Annotated in this window: 13 protein-coding genes, 3 tRNA genes, 3 rRNA genes and 1 pseudogene; 3 read left to right on the top strand and 17 right to left on the bottom strand. The window is 43.6% G+C overall.

The window, feature by feature from the left end:
• Window positions 1-51: 51 nt before the first annotated feature.
• The 7 genes from CWM22_02165 to codY form a co-directional block, all read right to left on the bottom strand.
• Complete coding sequence (locus CWM22_02165; protein ID AUC90805.1) at window positions 52-1,491, bottom strand: Asp-tRNA(Asn)/Glu-tRNA(Gln) amidotransferase subunit GatB; 1,440 nt, start codon at window positions 1,489-1,491, stop codon at window positions 52-54.
• Window positions 1,491-2,957 (bottom strand): Asp-tRNA(Asn)/Glu-tRNA(Gln) amidotransferase subunit GatA, encoded by a 1,467-nt coding sequence (gatA, locus tag CWM22_02160; protein ID AUC90804.1) that lies wholly within the window; start codon window positions 2,955-2,957, stop codon window positions 1,491-1,493. The genes CWM22_02165 and gatA overlap by 1 nt, the downstream gene beginning before the upstream one ends.
• Window positions 2,957-3,259 carry an Asp-tRNA(Asn)/Glu-tRNA(Gln) amidotransferase GatCAB subunit C gene (locus tag CWM22_02155; protein AUC90803.1) on the bottom strand — a complete coding sequence of 101 codons (303 nt, stop codon included), beginning with the start codon at window positions 3,257-3,259 and terminating at the stop codon, window positions 2,957-2,959. Before CWM22_02155 ends, gatA begins: the two co-directional genes overlap by 1 nt.
• Window positions 3,260-3,487: 228 nt before the next feature.
• Window positions 3,488-4,162 (bottom strand): hydrolase, encoded by a 675-nt coding sequence (locus CWM22_02150; protein AUC90802.1) that lies wholly within the window; start codon window positions 4,160-4,162, stop codon window positions 3,488-3,490.
• A 186-nt stretch (window positions 4,163-4,348) separates the two neighbouring features.
• Window positions 4,349-4,696, bottom strand: a complete 348-nt coding sequence (locus tag CWM22_02145; GenBank protein AUC90801.1) for a 50S ribosomal protein L19 — start codon at window positions 4,694-4,696, stop codon at window positions 4,349-4,351.
• A gap of 263 nt (window positions 4,697-4,959) precedes the next feature.
• Complete coding sequence (locus tag CWM22_02140; GenBank protein ID AUC90800.1) at window positions 4,960-5,511, bottom strand: cysteine hydrolase; 552 nt, start codon at window positions 5,509-5,511, stop codon at window positions 4,960-4,962.
• A 1-nt stretch (window position 5,512) separates the two neighbouring features.
• The gene (gene codY / locus CWM22_02135) at window positions 5,513-6,301 is read right to left on the bottom strand and encodes a GTP-sensing pleiotropic transcriptional regulator CodY (protein ID AUC90799.1); all 789 of its coding nucleotides are present in this window, start codon (window positions 6,299-6,301) and stop codon (window positions 5,513-5,515) included.
• A gap of 231 nt (window positions 6,302-6,532) precedes the next feature.
• Here codY and CWM22_02130 point away from each other — a divergent pair.
• Window positions 6,533-6,631 (top strand): annotated as a pseudogene (locus CWM22_02130) (hypothetical protein).
• 202 nt (window positions 6,632-6,833) lie between these two features.
• Here CWM22_02130 and CWM22_02125 read toward each other — a convergent pair.
• Window positions 6,834-8,048 carry a pyridoxal phosphate-dependent aminotransferase gene (locus CWM22_02125; protein AUC90798.1) on the bottom strand — a complete coding sequence of 405 codons (1,215 nt, stop codon included), beginning with the start codon at window positions 8,046-8,048 and terminating at the stop codon, window positions 6,834-6,836.
• A gap of 154 nt (window positions 8,049-8,202) precedes the next feature.
• Between CWM22_02125 and CWM22_02120 the strand changes: the two genes are divergently transcribed.
• Window positions 8,203-8,655, top strand: a complete 453-nt coding sequence (locus CWM22_02120) for a universal stress protein (GenBank protein AUC90797.1) — start codon at window positions 8,203-8,205, stop codon at window positions 8,653-8,655.
• A 15-nt stretch (window positions 8,656-8,670) separates the two neighbouring features.
• Here CWM22_02120 and CWM22_02115 read toward each other — a convergent pair whose 3' ends face one another.
• Entirely contained in the window at window positions 8,671-9,189 is a 519-nt protein-coding gene (locus tag CWM22_02115) for an HAD family hydrolase (protein ID AUC90796.1), read from the bottom strand.
• Window position 9,190: 1 nt separating this feature from the next.
• Window positions 9,191-10,036 carry a Cof-type HAD-IIB family hydrolase gene (locus CWM22_02110; protein AUC90795.1) on the bottom strand — a complete coding sequence of 282 codons (846 nt, stop codon included), beginning with the start codon at window positions 10,034-10,036 and terminating at the stop codon, window positions 9,191-9,193.
• Window positions 10,037-10,105: 69 nt separating this feature from the next.
• Between CWM22_02110 and CWM22_02105 the strand changes: the two genes are divergently transcribed.
• Window positions 10,106-11,065: an asparaginase gene (locus CWM22_02105; GenBank protein AUC90794.1), complete on the top strand. Its 960-nt coding sequence runs from the start codon at window positions 10,106-10,108 to the stop codon at window positions 11,063-11,065.
• 63 nt (window positions 11,066-11,128) lie between these two features.
• Here the strand turns inward: CWM22_02105 and CWM22_02100 are convergent, their stop codons facing one another.
• From CWM22_02100 to CWM22_02070, 7 genes are all read right to left on the bottom strand, one after another.
• Window positions 11,129-13,147, bottom strand: a complete 2,019-nt coding sequence (locus CWM22_02100) for a DNA helicase RecG (protein ID AUC90793.1) — start codon at window positions 13,145-13,147, stop codon at window positions 11,129-11,131.
• Window positions 13,148-13,265: 118 nt separating this feature from the next.
• Window positions 13,266-13,337: transfer RNA gene (locus tag CWM22_02095), tRNA-Glu, on the bottom strand.
• 22 nt (window positions 13,338-13,359) lie between these two features.
• Window positions 13,360-13,432, bottom strand: a tRNA-Asn gene (locus CWM22_02090).
• A gap of 4 nt (window positions 13,433-13,436) precedes the next feature.
• Window positions 13,437-13,552 (bottom strand): 5S ribosomal RNA (rrf, locus tag CWM22_02085).
• A 202-nt stretch (window positions 13,553-13,754) separates the two neighbouring features.
• Window positions 13,755-16,660: ribosomal RNA gene (locus CWM22_02080) — 23S ribosomal RNA — on the bottom strand.
• Window positions 16,661-16,967: 307 nt separating this feature from the next.
• A tRNA-Ala gene (locus CWM22_02075) sits at window positions 16,968-17,040 on the bottom strand.
• A 187-nt stretch (window positions 17,041-17,227) separates the two neighbouring features.
• Window positions 17,228-18,783 (bottom strand): 16S ribosomal RNA (locus CWM22_02070).
• The 16S, 23S and 5S rRNA genes sit together here with 3 tRNA genes alongside, the layout of an rRNA operon.
• Between the last annotated feature and the right edge of the window lie 505 nt (window positions 18,784-19,288).

Raw genomic sequence — 19,288 nt, 5'->3', positions numbered from 1 at the left:
TAACAGTAAAAACCGCTAAGATTCAATCCTAGCGGTTTTCTTCTATTCATTTTAATCCAACAACTTAGCCAATTCCTGTGCCAAAAGTTGTTGTGCAACTTGTGGGTTAGCTTGTCCCTTAGTCGCTTTCATCAAGAAACCTGTAAAGGCCTTATCAGCATTGCGTTTGCCAGACTTGAAGTCAGCTACGGCTGCTTCATTATCCGCAAAGACTTGGTGGATAATCGGAATCAAGACCGCAGGGTCTGAAATCTGTACCAAGCCAGCTTTCTCAACGTAAGCTTTAGCAGAGCCACCTTCTTTGGCTAAGTGAACAAAGACTTTCTTGGCAATCTTAGATGAAATAGTGCCATCCGCAATCAAGGCAATCATCTCAACCAAGTTTTCAGGTGTTAAGGCGATTTGCTCAATGGTCTTGCTTTCTGCATTGAGGAACTGAGCCACTTCACCCTGCAACCAGTTAGACACTTGTTTGGCATCGCCACCTGCTGCCACTGCAGCTTCAAAGAAGTCAGACAGAGCTTTAGTTGACGTCAACTGACCAGCATCGTAGGCGGTCAAGCCCAAATTCTCCACATAGTGAGCACGGCGAGCCTTTGGAAAGACTGGCAATTCTGCACGCACTTCCTCAATCCAGCTGTCATCAATCTCATAAAGCGGTAGGTCTGGCTCTGGGAAATAACGGTAGTCCGCTGAACCTTCTTTGACACGCATGAGAATAGTTTCCCCAGTAGATTCCTCGTAACGGCGAGTTTCCTGCTGGATTTGACCACCTGAACGCAAGATTTTGGCCTGACGTTCTACTTCATGCTGCAAGCCCTTGCGAACATAGTTGAAGGAGTTGAGGTTTTTCAACTCAGTCTTGGTACCAAATTTTTCTTGACCATAGGGACGAAGGGAAATATTGGCATCCACGCGCATAGAACCCTCTTCCATCTTGACATCTGAAATACCAGTGTATTGGATGATTTCCTTGAGGGCAGTCAAGTAGGCATAGGCCTCCTCAGGCGAACGCATATCTGCTTCTGATACAATCTCAATCAGTGGCACACCCTGACGGTTGAGGTCCACATAAGAATAGCCATCTGTACCATGCGTATTCTTACCTGCATCCTCTTCCAAATGCGCACGCTCGATACGGATTTTCTTGGTTGAGCCGTCTTCTAACTCAATCTCAATCCAACCATTGTAGCCAATCGGCTCATCAAACTGGGAAATCTGATAGGCTTTAGGGTTATCAGGATAGAAATAGTTCTTACGGTCAAAATGCATTTCTTTATGAATATCCATGTTCAAGGCCAAGGCCGCCTTGATCCCCGCATCCACAACACCCTTGTTGAGAACTGGAAGGACACCTGGGAAGGACCAGTCAATCACGTTGGTATTGGCATTTGGGTCCTCACCAAAATGAGCAGATGAAGGTGAGAAAATCTTCGAGTTGGTATTCAACTCCACATGGACTTCTAGACCAATAATCGTTTCAAAGTTCATTAGTTAGCACCTCCAAAAATCACTGGTTGTTGCTTGTGGTAGTCTGTCGTCGCTTCAAAGGCAGCAGCCACTTGGTAAATGGTCTCTTCTGAGTATTTTGGACCAATCAACTGCAAGCCAACAGGCAAGCCTTCCACAAAACCTGCAGGAATCGAAATCCCTGGAAGACCTGCCAAGTTGACAGGAATTGTTAGCAAGTCCGCCAAGTACATAGCCACAGGGTCATGGTTGAGCGTATCCAAACCAAAGGCAACTGTCGGAGCAGTTGGTCCCAAAATCAAGTCATAGTCCGCAAAGACTTTTTCAAAATCTTGGATAATCAAGGTCCGCACCTGGCCAGCCTTCTTGAAGTAGGCATCGTAGTAACCTGATGATAAGCTAAATGTACCTAACATAATACGGCGTTTGACTTCCTCACCAAAACCTTGGCTACGGGTTTTCACGTAAATCTCATCCAAGTTTGTCGCATCTTCTGCACGGAAACCATAGCGGATTCCGTCAAAACGTTGCAAGTTAGAAGATGCCTCTGATGAAGCAATGATGTAGTAAACAGCAACCCCATACTTAGAATGTGGCAGGCTGACTTCTTCAATGATTGCTCCCAAGCTTTCCAAGTGCTTAGCCGCCTTGAGAATAGTTTCCTTGACCTGCGGATCAATCCCTTCGCCCATGTATTCTTTTGGCAGAGCAATCTTCATACCCTTGATATCCTGACCAATCTTGCTGGTGAAGTCAGCAATTTCATTAATCGTTGATGTTGCATCCTTGACATCATGACCAGAGATGACATTGAGCAACTGGGCATTTTCCTTAACCGTCTGTGAAAACGGACCAATCTGGTCAAGAGATGAACCAAAGGCAATCAAACCAAAACGTGACACCGTTCCATAGGTTGGCTTCATACCAACGATACCATTAAAGGCTGCTGGTTGGCGAATAGAACCACCTGTATCAGAACCAAGTGACAAACGGACCTGACCAGCAGCAACTGCAGCTGCCGAACCACCTGATGAACCACCAGGAACTTTTGTCTGGTCCCAAGCATTTTTAGTCGGTTTGAAGGCAGAGTTCTCATTCGAACCACCCATAGCAAATTCGTCCATGTTGGTCTTACCAACAACAATCATATCCTTGGCATAGGCCTGAGCAACCGATGTCGCATCGAAAATCGGCTCGTAATTGTAGAGCATTTTTGAAGCTGCCGTTGTCAAAATCCCCTTAGTAGAGATATTGTCCTTGACTGCCAAAGGAATCCCTGCCATAACATTGTCCGCATCAATCCCTTTTTCATCAAGGGCAGCAGCCTGCGCCAAGGCCGCATCTTCTGTGATAGTCAAGAAAGCATCCACTGCTCCCTCACGGCTCTTAATGTCTTCCAAAGTTGCCTTGGTTAACTCCGTAGCCGAAATCTCCTTCTTGACAAGGAGGTCATGCAATTCATCAATGGTTTTATTGTTAAAAGTCATTAGGCATCTCCTCCCCCATCTAGAATAGCTGGTACCTTGATAAAGTTATCTTGTGATTCAGGCACATTTTTAAAGAGCTCCTCACGGCTCTCCCCTTTTTGGGCAATATCTGCTCGCAAGACATTCTTACGGTCAGCCATAGTGGTCGTTACCGCAACACCTGTCGTATCTACTTCATTGAGCAATTCAACCATATCGACAATCTTGCTCAAACTTGTCGCAAATTCCGCTGTTTCCTGGTCCGAAAATTCCAGCTTAGACAGCTTGGCAACATGACGGACTTCAGCTTCAGAAATCTTCATTCTTACTTTCCTCCTAATGGAAATCTATCTTCTCATTATACCACATTTCCAGCCCCAGACAAAGGTAGAAATGACCTAATATGTTACCAATTTACCACCAATTTCCTCCTAAAAATCCGTTCTTTAAATTGCGAAGTATTCCTAATCTCACACCGTAAAACGATAAAAAACAGCAAGTTTCATCTTGCAATAAAACTTACTGTTTGCTTAGCCTATCTTTTTTATGAGCTAATCCTTTGCATGTTTGCGGTATTTTTCCATTTTCCCTTTAAAAAGCTCCCCATTACTTGGTGCTGTATAGGAGACAGCATTGGCTCCAGCTTCGATAACCCGACGAATAGAGTCCTCAGTCGGTCCACCAGTCGCAATAATCGGAAAGTCAGGGAAAGCTTCTCGAATCTTCTTCACAACCCTTGGCGTTTCTATACCGCAAGAAATATTTAAAATATCTACTCCAGCTTTAATCCGTGAGGTTAAATCAGACTTTTCAGAAACAACGGTATAAATGATAGGAATATCTACTACCTTATTGATTGCCTCAATTGTTTTTACATCCGTTGGTCCATTTACCACAACAGCGTATGCTCCCTCCGACTCAGACAATAGACTCATATTAGCTGAACGCATACCTGTCGTCAAGCCTCCACCAACACCAGCCAAGACTGGAACTGACGCAACCAACATAATACTTTTGATAATAGCTGGACTGGGCGTAAATGGATAAACAGCCAAAATAGCATCTGCATTGTGGTTGGCAATAATAGACACATCCGTTGTAAATAAGACTGAACGAATGCGACGACCATAAATACGAATTCCACTACATTCCTTGATAACCTCTGGCATCTGAACAATATCCTGCCGTAAATCTGATAAAACAGATGGAATAAACTGTTCGCTCATCCTCAACCTCCTCTATACTAGCTTCAATAATATATAGTATAACATATTATTTCATGGAAGATACACAAAAACAATCCATTTTACCACTGCTTTCACAATTTGGTACTCTTTCAACAGATTTTTTTAAAAAAAGAGACAGCTTTCGCTGCCTCCCATTCTCCGACCAAAATAGTCTGTAGGACTATCTTAACGACGGATTTCTTTGATACGCGCTGCTTTACCTTGCAATGCACGTAGGTAGTACAATTTAGCACGACGTACTTTACCGTAACGTACTACTTCAATCTTATCAACACGTGGAGTGTGGATTGGGAATGTACGCTCAACACCTACACCGCCAGAGATTTTACGGACAGTGTACATTTCTGAGATACCTTGACCTTTACGAGAGATAACAACACCCTCGAAGATCTGAATACGCTCACGAGTTCCTTCGACAACCTTAGCGTGAACACGAACAGAGTCACCAGGACGGAAAGAAGGGATATCAGTACGAAGTTGACCTTCTGTCAAACTTTGGATCAATGGATTCATTTTATTCTCCTATCTTTGTCAATCTTAGGTGCTTTTAAACCCAGCGGATAAACTGTATTTTTGTGCGTCCATTACACACAGACTATATTATACACCAAGTAATCACCTATGTAAAGCATTTTGATAAATTTATCATGGTCAATCACACCGCTTCTTTTACAAGTTAAGTCAACAAGGTCTGAGTTTGATTTTCGAAGAGTGTTAATAATACATTCCTGTTGGAGAAAAACGAAAAACCAGTCCACAGACTGGTCACTATACTATTAATCAATGATTGTCGCACCGAGTACATGACGCAAATGGTTAAGAGCAAACTGATGATTCTCCTCCGTCAATGCAGCAATGGCTGATGAGACCACCTCAATACGATAACCCTTATTATAAGCATCAATAGCTGTATGAAGAACACAAATATCAGACAAAACACCCGTCAAGACAACCGTATCTACACCACGTTCTCTTAGTCGAACATCCAAATCCGTCCCAGAAAAAGCAGAATAATGACGTTTATCCATCCAACGAACACGCGCATGCCCTTTATGTTTTTGATAAAAATCTGCTAAAGGACCATACAAGTCACGCCCTTGCGTCCCAATGATATTATGACTTGGGAAAAGCTGAGCTTCAGGATGAAATTCATCCCCCTCCTCATGACCATCAATCGCAAAGAAAATGTAGTCTCCATTTTCAAAGGCTTCTTGCGTAACCTGAGCAATTCGTTCAGAAATAGCCTGAGCTGATTTTCCAGCAGTCAACTTTCCTTCATCTGCCACAAAATCTATTGTATAATCAATCGAAATCAATGCTTTTGTCATTTTAGTAGTCACGTTTCTTAATTTCATCAAAAATAGCTGGGATGAGAACTTTCAAATAAGTCCCCTTCATTCCCAAAGAACGACTTTCAATAATCCCTGCACTCTCCAACTTACGCAGTGCATTCACAATCACCGAGCGTGTAATACCGATACGATCTGCAATCACAGAAGCAGTCAATTGCCCCTCATTGCCATCCAATTCACCCAAAATAGCTGCAACTGCCTTCATTTCTGAGTAAGATAGCGTATTTACCGCCATATTAACTGCCGCACGACAACGGATATTCTTCTCGTCTTCTTCCCGTTGGAAATTAAGTAACTGAATACCAACTACTGTTGCCGCAATCTCAACCAAAATCAAATCATCATCGTGAAACTGCTCATTATTCCGCCAAATAATAAGTGAACCAAAACGAATCCCCGTTACGTGGATAGGCGCTATCGTTGTCAGCCCGTTTGGATAAGTCGATCGTGATTCGACAGGGATGGCAGTCAACTCGCTCTCGACAGGCAAATTAACCTGCGTATCGTAAACCTGCGCAACTGCTTTTACATATCCTTCTGGGAATTGTTTGTTTTGGAAAAATTCTTCCACACGATCATTGTTCGTCTCATAGTTCATGTGGTATCCCAAAACTTCACCTTCACTATTAATGATGCACGAGTTGCAGTCAATAATAGCTGATAAATGCTCAGCAATGGCATTGTAAGGCAATTCTTCTGCCAATTGCTCTTCGGAACGCTTCAAAATAGAAGTAATATTCCGTGTCTTCTCTAATAATGTTGTCATATTTTCCTCTTTACTCTGTAATTGCTTTCAGTATAGCAAAAAATATATAAAATTTCAACAATTATCAGAATATTTACCGTTATCAGAAAAATTCAAACAATTTCATTCAAGTAAAAAGAAAAGGCTGGGCAAAAAGCCCAGCACCGCTTCTCAAAGTTAGTGTCAACATCTCAGCGCAGTGGTTGATTGGGTTTAACAGTCCAGTGGACTGTTAAAGGTTGGAGATAAGATTTGCGAAGCAAATCTCAGCACTTCGCATTTTACACTCCAAATCTGGCCTATACGACTGATGCGAACAGAGTTCGCTTCATCTCCAACCTCAAACTGTCTCCCAGACAGTTTGAGCTGTGCGGGGGTGGGAGTTTAAAAGGTCTGGGAGACCTTTTAAAGTGGGAGATATAAGCTGACGGCAGTCAGCTCACATAAATTGATGTCTGGGAATAGACTGTTTCAGCTCAACAACTAGAAATAAAGACTTGTTGACGAACTCTTCTTATGAATGGTTGAGTTCTTTCCCACTCCCAAAATTCCATTATCTACGATATTGCCGCAAGAATCGTGACATTTTTTCTTGAATTTCTGCCAACTCATCCACACGTGGTAAATACACAATACGGAAATGATCTGGATCCTTCCAGTTAAAACCTCGACCATGGACCAAAAGTACTTTTTCTTGCTTGAGGAAATCCAATACAAATTGTTCATCATCCTCAACTCGGTACATCTCACGATCAATTTTCGGGAAGACATACAGACCAGCCTTAGGTTTTACAGCAGAAAGCCCCGGAATATCATTAATCGCCTTGGTAATAAACTCCCTTTGTTCATATAAGCGTCCGCCAGGCATCAAGAGTTCATCAACCGATTGGTAGCCTCCCAAAGAAGTTTGAACAACCTGTTGAGCCAAAACGTTTGAACACAAACGCATATTGGACAACATATTCAAGCCTTCAATGTACCCTTTTACATGCTTTTTCGGACCAGATAAGACCATCCAACCTACTCGGAAACCACAAATACGATGCGATTTAGACAGTCCATTCATCGTCACAACAAATAAATCTGGAGCCAGTGTCGCAATAGGGATATGAACAGCTCCGTCAAAGACCATACGATCATAAATCTCATCAGAGAAAATGATCAATTCATGTCTACGAGCAATATCAATGATTCCTTCTAAAATTTCTTTCGGATAGAGAGCGCCAGTTGGATTATTTGGATTGATAAGGACAATTGCCTTGGTTCGAGAAGTCACCTTGGACTCCATATCTGCCAAATCTGGATACCATTCAGCTGCTTCATCACAAACATAGTGAACAGCTTTACCACCAGCCAAACTAACTGCGGCAGTCCAGAGAGGATAGTCTGGCATTGGCACCAACACCTCATCACCATTATCTAGCAAACCTTGCATAGACATAACAATCAGCTCACTCACGCCGTTTCCAAGATAAATATCTTCAATGTCAACATTTGGAAATTTCTTTAGCTGACAATACTGCATGATAGCCTTACGTGCAGAAAAAATTCCCTTACTGTTCGAATATCCCTCTGATTTACGGGCGTTATGAATCAAGTCACGAATAACTTCATCTGGAGCAGTAAAACCAAATTCTGCAGGATTCCCCGTATTCAAACGTAAAATCTGCTCTCCATTGGCACGCATACGCATGGCCTCTTCCAAAACAGGCCCACGAATATCATATGCTACATCATCCAATTTTGTTGACTTGTTAAATTGCTTCATGTCGTCACCTCGACTTTCTATCTTTTCTATTGTACTGTAAAAGCTAAAAAAGTACAAGAATCCTTTACATTTTATCTCAAAAGGCTTATAATAAAAATGTAAGGAACTACTCTACCTATTTCGGGACAAAGCTCTTCTGAAAGGAGTTATTATTATGACACAATCTTACAAAACCATACTCGTCGCTGTAGACGGCTCTAAAGGAGCAGAATTAGCTCTTCATAAAGCTATTCATGTCGCACTACGCAACCAAGCACGTCTGATTATCGCCCATGTGATTGACACCCGTGCTCTCCACAATGTTGTTGCATTTGACGCCTCTGTCTATGAATCTTTAGAAAGAGAGGCGGAGCTCCTCCTCGAAGAATACAAACAAGAAGCCCTCAACTCTGGTCTGACCGATGTACAGATTCGCATTGAATTCGGTAACCCTAAAACCCTATTGGCTATCGATATTCCAAAGGAAACCGGTGCTGATCTTATGTTACTTGGAGCAACTGGTCTAAACGCCTTTGAACGTCTCCTGATCGGATCCTCATCCGAATATATCATGCGCCACGCAACTATCGATTTACTCATTGTTCGCGATGGAGAAAAAAGTTTATAAACCAAAAGACTTGATTTACGAATCAAGTCTTTTTATCTGTCTTTTCAGCTCTTCCTGAATCTTTTCCTCCGGCGCAAACCGTTCTTCCCAATCATCAGGTTTTAAAATTTTATGGCTAATTGGATCAAAATGGGCCTTCCCATCTGGAAATGTTTTCCCCATATTCGCAGTATGGACTATCTGAAAAATTGGTTCTGGATCAACCCCCATCAAAACAAACGAACCATATGTAAAATAAAGAATATCCAGCAAAGCATCTACCTGATCCTGCATCGAAACCCCGAAACCTCTCTTGCCAGATACCTTAGCAACAGCAGTATCTAAATCCTGATGAAGTTGTTGAATAAAATCATGAAACTCAACTTCAGATTCTGAAGCTGCATGTAGAAATTCTACCAACTCCTCCAATTTAAAACCAGCGCGATGCAAAGCCGTCTGTCCATCATACACACTGGGAAGTTCTTGGGTTTCACCATCCATTAAAAAATGAAAATCCTTTACCCTATTAAAATTATCGTCCTTGCTCTGAAACATCTTATCCCTCAATCACACCAAAATGAATTAATGCCTTATAAATCCCATCACGATTATTTGTATCCGTAACAAAGGAAGCTGCTTGTTTTACCTTTTTCGTCCCATTTCCCATCGCTACCGAGTGCTGAATTTCATTCAACATTTCAAAATCATTATTAGAATCCCCGAATACCATAACTTCATCTAACTCAAAACCATATCGATCTGCAACCTTTACAATACCCGATAATTTTGAATTTCCCTTACTGATAATATCAGTCGCATAAGGACTCGAACGTGTAAAAGACAAGTTCGGAAAGAGCATCTCCAATGATTGTGTCTCCCTTTCCGTCGTCAGCAACATCAGCTGATAGATTGGTTGAAAGAGAAAACCTTTCAAATTCGTTTCCTGTTGAGGACTAATCCAACGTACCAAGCGATTGAAAATAAAATTTATGATTCCAGCCCAGGACTCCGGAATCATACGCGTCACACGATAGGCAAAATTTCCTGTTCCAGCACTCATAATCTTACTACCAAATATGCCTTTAGCAGTTCCAAAAGATAAATCCTTATGGTGAGTTTGCGCATACTCCATAATTTGTTCAATTTGCTTTGGCTCTAAACTCTGACTATAAATAACTTCTTCTCTTGAAAAAATATATTGACCATTATAAGCAATGACCAAATCTAGCCCTAAACTAGCCATATACTGCAAAACAAAACGAGGGTCACGTCCTGTAGCTAGACCAACTAAAATCCCCTTCTCTTTCAAAGCATTAATGGCGAGAATAGTTGAACTACTAACCATACGATTGTCGGTCAATAAGGTACCATCAATATCGAAAAATACAGCCTTTATCGTCAACCAACTCACCTACTTTCTAAGAATTATGTTACAATTAGTATATCACACTTTGAAAGAAACTGAAAATTTATGAAAAAAATTCTAGTACTGCATACAGGTGGAACCATTTCTATGCAAGCCAATCATCAGGGTGAAGTTGCATCGAGTAAAATCAATCCAATGACCCAAATTGATAGCCCACTAGAAGAAATTCAAGTGATATCCTTGGATTTTCTCAATGTTCCAAGTCCACACATTCGCTTAGAACACATGATGACTCTATACCAAAAAATCAAAGAAGAACAAATGAACTTCGATGGTTTTGTCATTACACATGGCACAGATACTTTAGAAGAAACTGCCTATTTCCTTGATACAATGGCTATTCCAGAAAAACCAATTGTATTGACCGGAGCTATGCGTTCCTCAAATGAACTAGGTAGCGACGGGATTTATAACTACCGAACAGCCCTACGTGTGGCTGCTGATGCTAAATCCGCAGATAAAGGTGTTCTAGTGGTCATGAACGATGAAATTCATGCTGCTAAATATGTTACAAAAACCCATACCACCAATGTCTCAACCTTTCAAACACCAACCCATGGACCACTGGGATTAGTCACCAAACGAGAGATTCTCTATTTTAAAACTGCTGAACCACGTGTTCGATTTGACTTATCAACAGTCACAGGAACGGTTCCAATCATAAAAGCTTATGCAGATATGGACTCCATTCTCCTTGATTCTCTCACTGCAAGCTCAATTTCCGGTTTAGTCATTGAAGCACTCGGCGCCGGAAATCTTCCGCCTACCATCCTTCCAGCCATTAAGAAACTCCTTGATCAAAGGATACCCATTATTCTGGTATCTCGCTGTTTTAACGGAATTGCTGAGCCTGTCTATGCCTACCAAGGAGGTGGCATCCAACTGGAGAAAGACGGCATTCTATTTGTTAAAGAATTGAATGCTCAAAAAGCCCGGCTCAAACTCCTTATCGCTCTCAATGCAGGCTTGGAAGAGCAAAGCTTGGCAGATTACATCCAAGGTTAATCGCTGACGAACTATACAATATGTCAAAAGACCAACACAGGTGTGTTGGCCTTTTTTATATGACTAGTCCAATTCCTCTCCATCTTTCAAATTAGCAAGCAAAATCGACCAATTAGGGTCCTCCTGCCAATTTTCCACGCTAACAATCTGACTAGCAACTCGTCTTGCTTCCTCTAAAATCGGATAGTCCTCGATAATATTTGCAACCTGAAATTCTGGCAAACCTGATTGACGAGTTCCAAATATTTCTCCAGACCCACGCATTTTTAAGTCTGCTTCAGCCAAAATAAAACCATCTGTCGTCTCTGTCATAATTTTCATGCGTTCCTTACCAGACTCTGTTTTAGGATTAGCAACTAACACTGCATAAGACTGCTTATGACCACGTCCTACACGCCCTCTCAACTGATGTAATTGGCTCAAACCAAAACGATCTGCATCCATAATAACCATCACCGTTGCATTGGGCACATTGACTCCGACTTCAATAACAGTGGTAGAAACCAAAATATTCGTTTTTCGCTCCTTAAAAGCCTGCATGATGGCATCTTTCTCGTCATTCTTCATCTTACCGTGTAACAAATCCACTGTAACTTGCTCTCCAAAATGCGCCTGTAAATCAGATTGCAGATCTACAGCATTCTTTAAATCTAGAGCCTCAGATTCTTCAATCAGCGGAGAGATAAAATAAACCTGAGCACCCACTTCTAGCTCCTTCTCCAACCAATCTAAGACCGTGGGCAGCTGTTGATGTTTGACCCAGCGAGTGATAATTGGCTTCCGACCAGCAGGTAACTGATTAATAATCGATACATCCATATCTCCAAAAGCTGTAATGGCTAACGTCCGAGGAATAGGTGTAGCAGTCATCATAAGCACATCCGGATTATCACCCTTCTCACGAAACAGACGGCGCTGTTTAACACCAAAACGATGTTGCTCATCCGTCACAACCAAACCAAGCTTATGGTACGTCACACTTTCCTGGATAAGAGCGTGAGTTCCTACAATGATGTCTACCTGACCACTAGAAATCGCCTCTAAAGCAGTACGACGCTCCGTAGCCTTCATTCCCCCTGTCAAAAGAGCAATAGAAAGTTCTGGAAAAAGCTGGCGCAAACTCTCAAAGTGTTGCTCAGCCAAAATTTCTGTCGGCACCATAATTGCAGCCTGCATCCCCGCAGTCACAGCGGCAAACATAGCCAATCCAGCAACTACTGTCTTTCCTGAACCAACATCCCCTTGTAACAAGCGATTCATGTGCCCATAGGACTTCATATCTGATAGTATTTCAGCCAAAGCCCCAGACTGAGCATCCGTTAAGACAAACGGCAATTGTCTTATTTGCATAGCCAATCTATCAGCATCATAGGCAATCTTCAAACCATTCGAAATATCACGATTATTGGCTTTCAGCATTTGCAACTGTAATTGAAAATAAAATAATTCCTCAAACTTCATACGTCGCAAAGCTTGTCTATACTCTTCTAAATTTGTCGGAAAATGCATCGCAAAAACCGCCTCTCGGCGATTCATTAACCGATAGCGCTCTCGTAAAACTGATGGCAAGTTCTCCTCTAATAAATGCAAATATCCCTGTTCAATAGCTGTTTTAATAGCCTTAACCAAATTTACTTGCGAAATCCCCTGCGCCACATGATAGACAGGTTGTAACTCATCTGATACTTGAGCCAAAACTTTCATTCCTGTCAAACTTGCCTTAGCCTTATCCCACTTTCCCCAAACTGCAATATCCTGCCCCAAAACAATCTTATCTGCTAAATAAGGCTGATTAAAAAACGAAACTGCTAAGACAACCTCTCCCTGTTTCATTGAAAAACGGAGTCTATTTCTTTTGTAACCATAATACTGTACATTAGCTGGAGATACCACCTCCCCAACTACCACTGCCTTCTCCCCATCCTGCAAATCATAAATAGACTTAATCTCAAAATCTTCATATCTAAATGGATAGTAAGTCAGCAAATCATTAATATTCTGAATGTTAATTTTTAAGAATTTTTCAGCCGATTTTGGACCAATCCCTGGCAAAACCGATAATTCATCACATAATCTTTTCATGTCTCTATTATATCAACAAACAATGAATAGACAAAGTAACAAGAAAAGAAAAAAGAGTCAAATTAAAGCCCATACACCTCAAAAAACCAAAAAAAGAGGCCTAAGCAGCCTCCAAATATAGTCCGTACGGGATTCGAACCCGTGTTACCGCCGTGAAAAGGCGGTGTCTTAACCCCTTGACCAACGGACCATATACTAAAGATTTCTCTTTACTCCGCCAACAGGGCTCGAACCTGTGACATCATGATTAACAGTCATGCGCTCTACCAACTGAGCTATGGCGGAATATGCTAAGCGACTACCGTATCTAACAGGGGGCAACCCCCAACTACTTCAGGCGTTCTAGGGCTTAACTGCTGTGTTCGGTATGGGTACAGGTGTATCTCCTAGGCTATCGTCACTTAACTACTGAGTCTTGTCAACTCAAAATTGAATATCTATATTCTAACAAGAAACCGATCGCTTGTCAATATCGACTCTAGTTTTAATAAGTAATTGTATTCGAACTAAAAAGCTAGTGATTTAGAAAAATCGCCTTGAAGTCTAACCGACTTCCGCGTTGATTTCCTAAAATCATACGCTTTTCTTAACGTTCTCATTACTTATTCTTGGATAAGTCCTCGAGCGATTAGTATTGGTCCGCTACATGTGTCGCCACACTTCCACTTCCAACCTATCTACCTGATCATCTCTCAGGGCTCTTACTAACATAAAGTTATGGGAAATCTCATCTTGAGGTGGGTTTCACACTTAGATGCTTTCAGCGTTTATCCCGTCCCTACATAGCTACCCAGCGATGCCTTTGGCAAGACAACTGGTACACCAGCGGTAAGTCCACTCTGGTCCTCTCGTACTAGGAGCAGATCCTCTCAAATTTCCTACGCCCGCGACGGATAGGGACCGAACTGTCTCACGACGTTCTGAACCCAGCTCGCGTGCCGCTTTAATGGGCGAACAGCCCAACCCTTGGGACCGACTACAGCCCCAGGATGCGACGAGCCGACATCGAGGTGCCAAACCTCCCCGTCGATGTGAACTCTTGGGGGAGATAAGCCTGTTATCCCCAGGGTAGCTTTTATCCGTTGAGCGATGGCCCTTCCATACGGAACCACCGGATCACTAAGCCCGACTTTCGTCCCTGCTCGAGTTGTAGCTCTCGCAGTCAAGCTCCCTTATACCTTTACACTCTGCGAATGATTTCCAACCATTCTGAGGGAACCTTTGGGCGCCTCCGTTACCTTTTAGGAGGCGACCGCCCCAGTCAAACTGCCCGTCAGACACTGTCTCCGATAGGGATAACCTATCCGGGTTAGAGTAGCCATAACACAAGGGTAGTATCCCAACAGCGCCTCAGTCGAAACTGGCGTCCCGACTTCATAGGCTCCTACCTATCCTGTACATGTGGTACAGATACTCAATATCAAACTGCAGTAAAGCTCCATGGGGTCTTTCCGTCCTGTCGCGGGTAACCTGCATCTTCACAGGTACTAAAATTTCACCGAGTCTCTCGTTGAGACAGTGCCCAAATCATTACGCCTTTCGTGCGGGTCGGAACTTACCCGACAAGGAATTTCGCTACCTTAGGACCGTTATAGTTACGGCCGCCGTTTACTGGGGCTTCAATTCAGATCTTCGCTTGCGCTAAACCCTCCTCTTAACCTTCCAGCACCGGGCAGGCGTCACCCCCTATACATCATCTTACGATTTAGCAGAGAGCTGTGTTTTTGATAAACAGTTGCTTGGGCCTATTCACTGCGGCTGACTTTAAGTCAGCACCCCTTCTCCCGAAGTTACGGGGTCATTTTGCCGAGTTCCTTAACGAGAGTTCTCTCGCTCACCTGAGGCTACTCGCCTCGACTACCTGTGTCGGTTTGCGGTACGGGTAGAGTATGATACATCGCTAGAAGCTTTTCTCGGCAGTGTGACGTCACTAACTTCGCTACTTAACTTCGCTCCCCATCACAGCTCAATGTTACAGATACAAGCATTTGACTCATATCACACCTCACTGCTTAGACGGGCTCTTCCAATCGCCCGCTTTAGTTAGCCTACTGCGTCCCTCCATCACTTCATACTCTAGTACAGGAATATCAACCTGTTGTCCATCGGATACACCCTTCGGTCTCTCCTTAGGTCCCGACTAACCCAGGGCGGACGAGCCTTCCCCTGGAAACCTTAGTCTTACGGTGGATGGGATTCTCACCCATCTTTCGCTACTCATACCGGCATTCTCACTTCTATGCGTTCCAGCACTCCTCACGGTATACCTTCTTCACACATAGAACGCTCTCCTACCATAACACTAATGTGTTATCCACAGCTTCGGTAAATTGTTTTAGCCCCGGTACATTTTCGGCGCAGGGTCACTCGACTAGTGAGCTATTACGCACTCTTTGAATGAATAGCTGCTTCTAAGCTAACATCCTAGTTGTCTGTGCAACCCCACATCCTTTTCCACTTAACAATTATTTTGGGACCTTAGCTGGTGGTCTGGGCTGTTTCCCTTTCGACTACGGATCTTAGCACTCGCAGTCTGACTGCCGACCATAAATCATTGGCATTCGGAGTTTATCTGAAATCAGTAAACCGAGATGGCCCCCTCATCCAAACAGTGCTCTACCTCCAAGATTCTCAAATGTCGACGCTAGCCCTAAAGCTATTTCGGAGAGAACCAGCTATCTCCAAGTTCGTTTGGAATTTCTCCGCTACCCACAAGTCATCCAAGCACTTTTCAACGTGCCCTGGTTCGGTCCTCCAGTGCGTCTTACCGCACCTTCAACCTGCTCATGGGTAGGTCACATGGTTTCGGGTCTACGACATAATACTAATCCGCCCTATTAAGACTCGGTTTCCCTACGGCTCCGTCTCTTCAACTTAACCTCGCATCATATCGTAACTCGCCGGTTCATTCTACAAAAGGCACGCTCTCACCCATTAACGGGCTCGAACTTGTTGTAGGCACACGGTTTCAGGTTCTATTTCACTCCCCTTCCGGGGTACTTTTCACCTTTCCCTCACGGTACTGGTTCACTATCGGTCACTAGAGAGTATTTAGGGTTGGGAGATGGTCCTCCCAGATTCCGACGAGATTTCGCGTGTCTCGCCGTACTCAGGATACTGCTAGGTATAAAGAACATTTCAAATACGAGGCTATTACTCTCTTTGGCCTACCTTCCCAGGTAGTTCTTCTATACTCTTTAAGTCCACATTGCAGTCCTACAACCCCGAGGAGTAAACTCCTCGGTTTGCCCTCCTGCCGTTTCGCTCGCCGCTACTAAGGCAATCGCTTTTGCTTTCTCTTCCTGCAGCTACTTAGATGTTTCAGTTCACTGCGTCTTCCTCTTCACTACCTTAACAGTAGTGAGTGACAGGCATTACCTGCCGGGTTCCCCCATTCGGACATCCCTGGATCATTGCTTACTTACAGCTCCCCAAGGCATTTCGTCGTTAGTCACGTCCTTCATCGGCTTCTAGTGCCAAGGCATCCACCGTGCGCCCTTATTAACTTAACCTTATTAACCTAATTTTTTCAAAAATTAGAAAACTCATTAAATATTCACAGCGTTTTCGGTTTATTTTCTTGTTACTATTTCTTAATGTATCCTTTCAGATACATCAGGAATGTTTGATAGATATTCAATTTTCAATGGACAAGTTCTAAGATATTAAGAACCGATGCGATTTGTCGCAAAACTTTCGTAGAATAAGGAGATAACCAACGACGTGTCTTTAGACACTAGGTGGTTTTGACTTATTCCTAGGAAGTTTAGGTTCGTATTCAGTTATCTTAGTTATCTAGGTTACTCTGTATCCTAGATAATGGAGCCTAGCGGGATCGAACCGCTGACCTCCTGCGTGCAAAGCAGGCGCTCTCCCAGCTGAGCTAAGGCCCCGTACATTTTTATGTACCTGTTAACGTATTTAATTGTTTCGATATAATATCATTTTTGAGACGCTGGCCCCTGTCGTGCACTAGCTCCGCTAGTTTCGACAAAGCTTCAACCTAAAGGTTTCGCTTAGCTGAGCTAAGGCCCCACAAGACCTCTCAAAATTAAAGAAGACTGACGTACAGGTTTCCATTTCCTTAGAAAGGAGGTGATCCAGCCGCACCTTCCGATACGGCTACCTTGTTACGACTTCACCCCAATCATCTATCCCACCTTAGGCGGCTGGCTCCTTAAAGGTTACCTCACCGACTTCGGGTGTTACAAACTCTCGTGGTGTGACGGGCGGTGTGTACAAGGCCCGGGAACGTATTCACCGCGGCGTGCTGATCCGCGATTACTAGCGATTCCGACTTCATGTAGGCGAGTTGCAGCCTACAATCCGAACTGAGACTGGCTTTAAGAGATTAGCTTGCCGTCACCGACTTGCGACTCGTTGTACCAGCCATTGTAGCACGTGTGTAGCCCAGGTCATAAGGGGCATGATGATTTGACGTCATCCCCACCTTCCTCCGGTTTATTACCGGCAGTCTCGCTAGAGTGCCCAACTGAATGATGGCAACTAACAATAGGGGTTGCGCTCGTTGCGGGACTTAACCCAACATCTCACGACACGAGCTGACGACAACCATGCACCACCTGTCACCGATGCTCCGAAGAGAAACCCTATCTCTAGGGTGGTCATCGGGATGTCAAGACCTGGTAAGGTTCTTCGCGTTGCTTCGAATTAAACCACATGCTCCACCGCTTGTGCGGGCCCCCGTCAATTCCTTTGAGTTTCAACCTTGCGGTCGTACTCCCCAGGCGGAGTGCTTAATGCGTTAGCTGCGGCACTGAGTCCCGGAAAGGACCCAACACCTAGCACTCATCGTTTACGGCGTGGACTACCAGGGTATCTAATCCTGTTCGCTCCCCACGCTTTCGAGCCTCAGCGTCAGTTACAGACCAGAGAGCCGCTTTCGCCACCGGTGTTCCTCCATATATCTACGCATTTCACCGCTACACATGGAATTCCACTCTCCCCTTCTGCACTCAAGTTTGACAGTTTCCAAAGCGTACTATGGTTAAGCCACAGCCTTTTACTTCAGACTTATCAAACCGCCTGCGCTCGCTTTACGCCCAATAAATCCGGACAACGCTCGGGACCTACGTATTACCGCGGCTGCTGGCACGTAGTTAGCCGTCCCTTTCTGGTAAGATACCGTCAAATGAGAAACTTTCCACTCTTCTCACAGTTCTTCTCTTACAACAGAGCTTTACGATCCGAAAACCTTCTTCACTCACGCGGCGTTGCTCGGTCAGGGTTGCCCCCATTGCCGAAGATTCCCTACTGCTGCCTCCCGTAGGAGTCTGGGCCGTGTCTCAGTCCCAGTGTGGCCGATCACCCTCTCAGGTCGGCTATGTATCGATGCCTTGGTGAGCCGTTACCTCACCAACTAGCTAATACAACGCAGGTCCATCTCATAGTGAAGCAATTGCTCCTTTCAAGTATCTACCATGCGGTAAATACTGTTATGCGGTATTAGCTATCGTTTCCAATAGTTATCCCCCGCTATGAGGCAGGTTACCTACGCGTTACTCACCCGTTCGCAACTCATCCGTCTAGTGCAAGCACCAGACTTCAGCGTTCTACTTGCATGTATTAGGCACGCCGCCAGCGTTCGTCCTGAGCCAGGATCAAACTCTCATTAAAAGTTTTGATTCAAACTCAAGCTATTGCTAGCTTTCCGTTTTATTGTTTTGTTTTGTCATTGACGATTTATCCTTAGATAAATCACCCTGCACGTTTGGTTTGTCTTCTTTAATTTTCAAAGGTCTTGTCCATCGCTCTCGCGACAACTATCTTAGTTTATCATTTCTTGTGAACTTTGTCAACACTTTTTTGAAACTTTTTTTGTTCCTCTGTTAACTAGTCCCTCAAGAGACAACTCAATTATTCTATCATCTTCTGATGGTCTTGTCAACACTTTTTCGAAACTTTTTTTCGTTCCTCTATTAACTAGCCCCTCAAGAGACAACTCAGTTATTCTATCACGACTTATATACTTTGTCAACCGGTTTTTTGAGATTTTTTAGATTTTTTTATGAAATTTGGCGAAAAACTGAGAAAAACTGAGCAACACTCTCTATTCTTCCAGTTCGTGATTCCCTTCTTATAGAATCCGTACAGATATGCTCCTCCTAATGTCAATCTAAG

It is taken from the genome of Streptococcus suis, assembly GCA_002831545.1.
In the GTDB taxonomy this organism is placed as follows: Bacteria; Bacillota; Bacilli; order Lactobacillales; family Streptococcaceae; genus Streptococcus; species Streptococcus suis_P.
The sequence above is the reverse complement of the archived record's forward strand: the minus strand, read 5'-3'. Positions and strand labels throughout refer to the sequence as shown.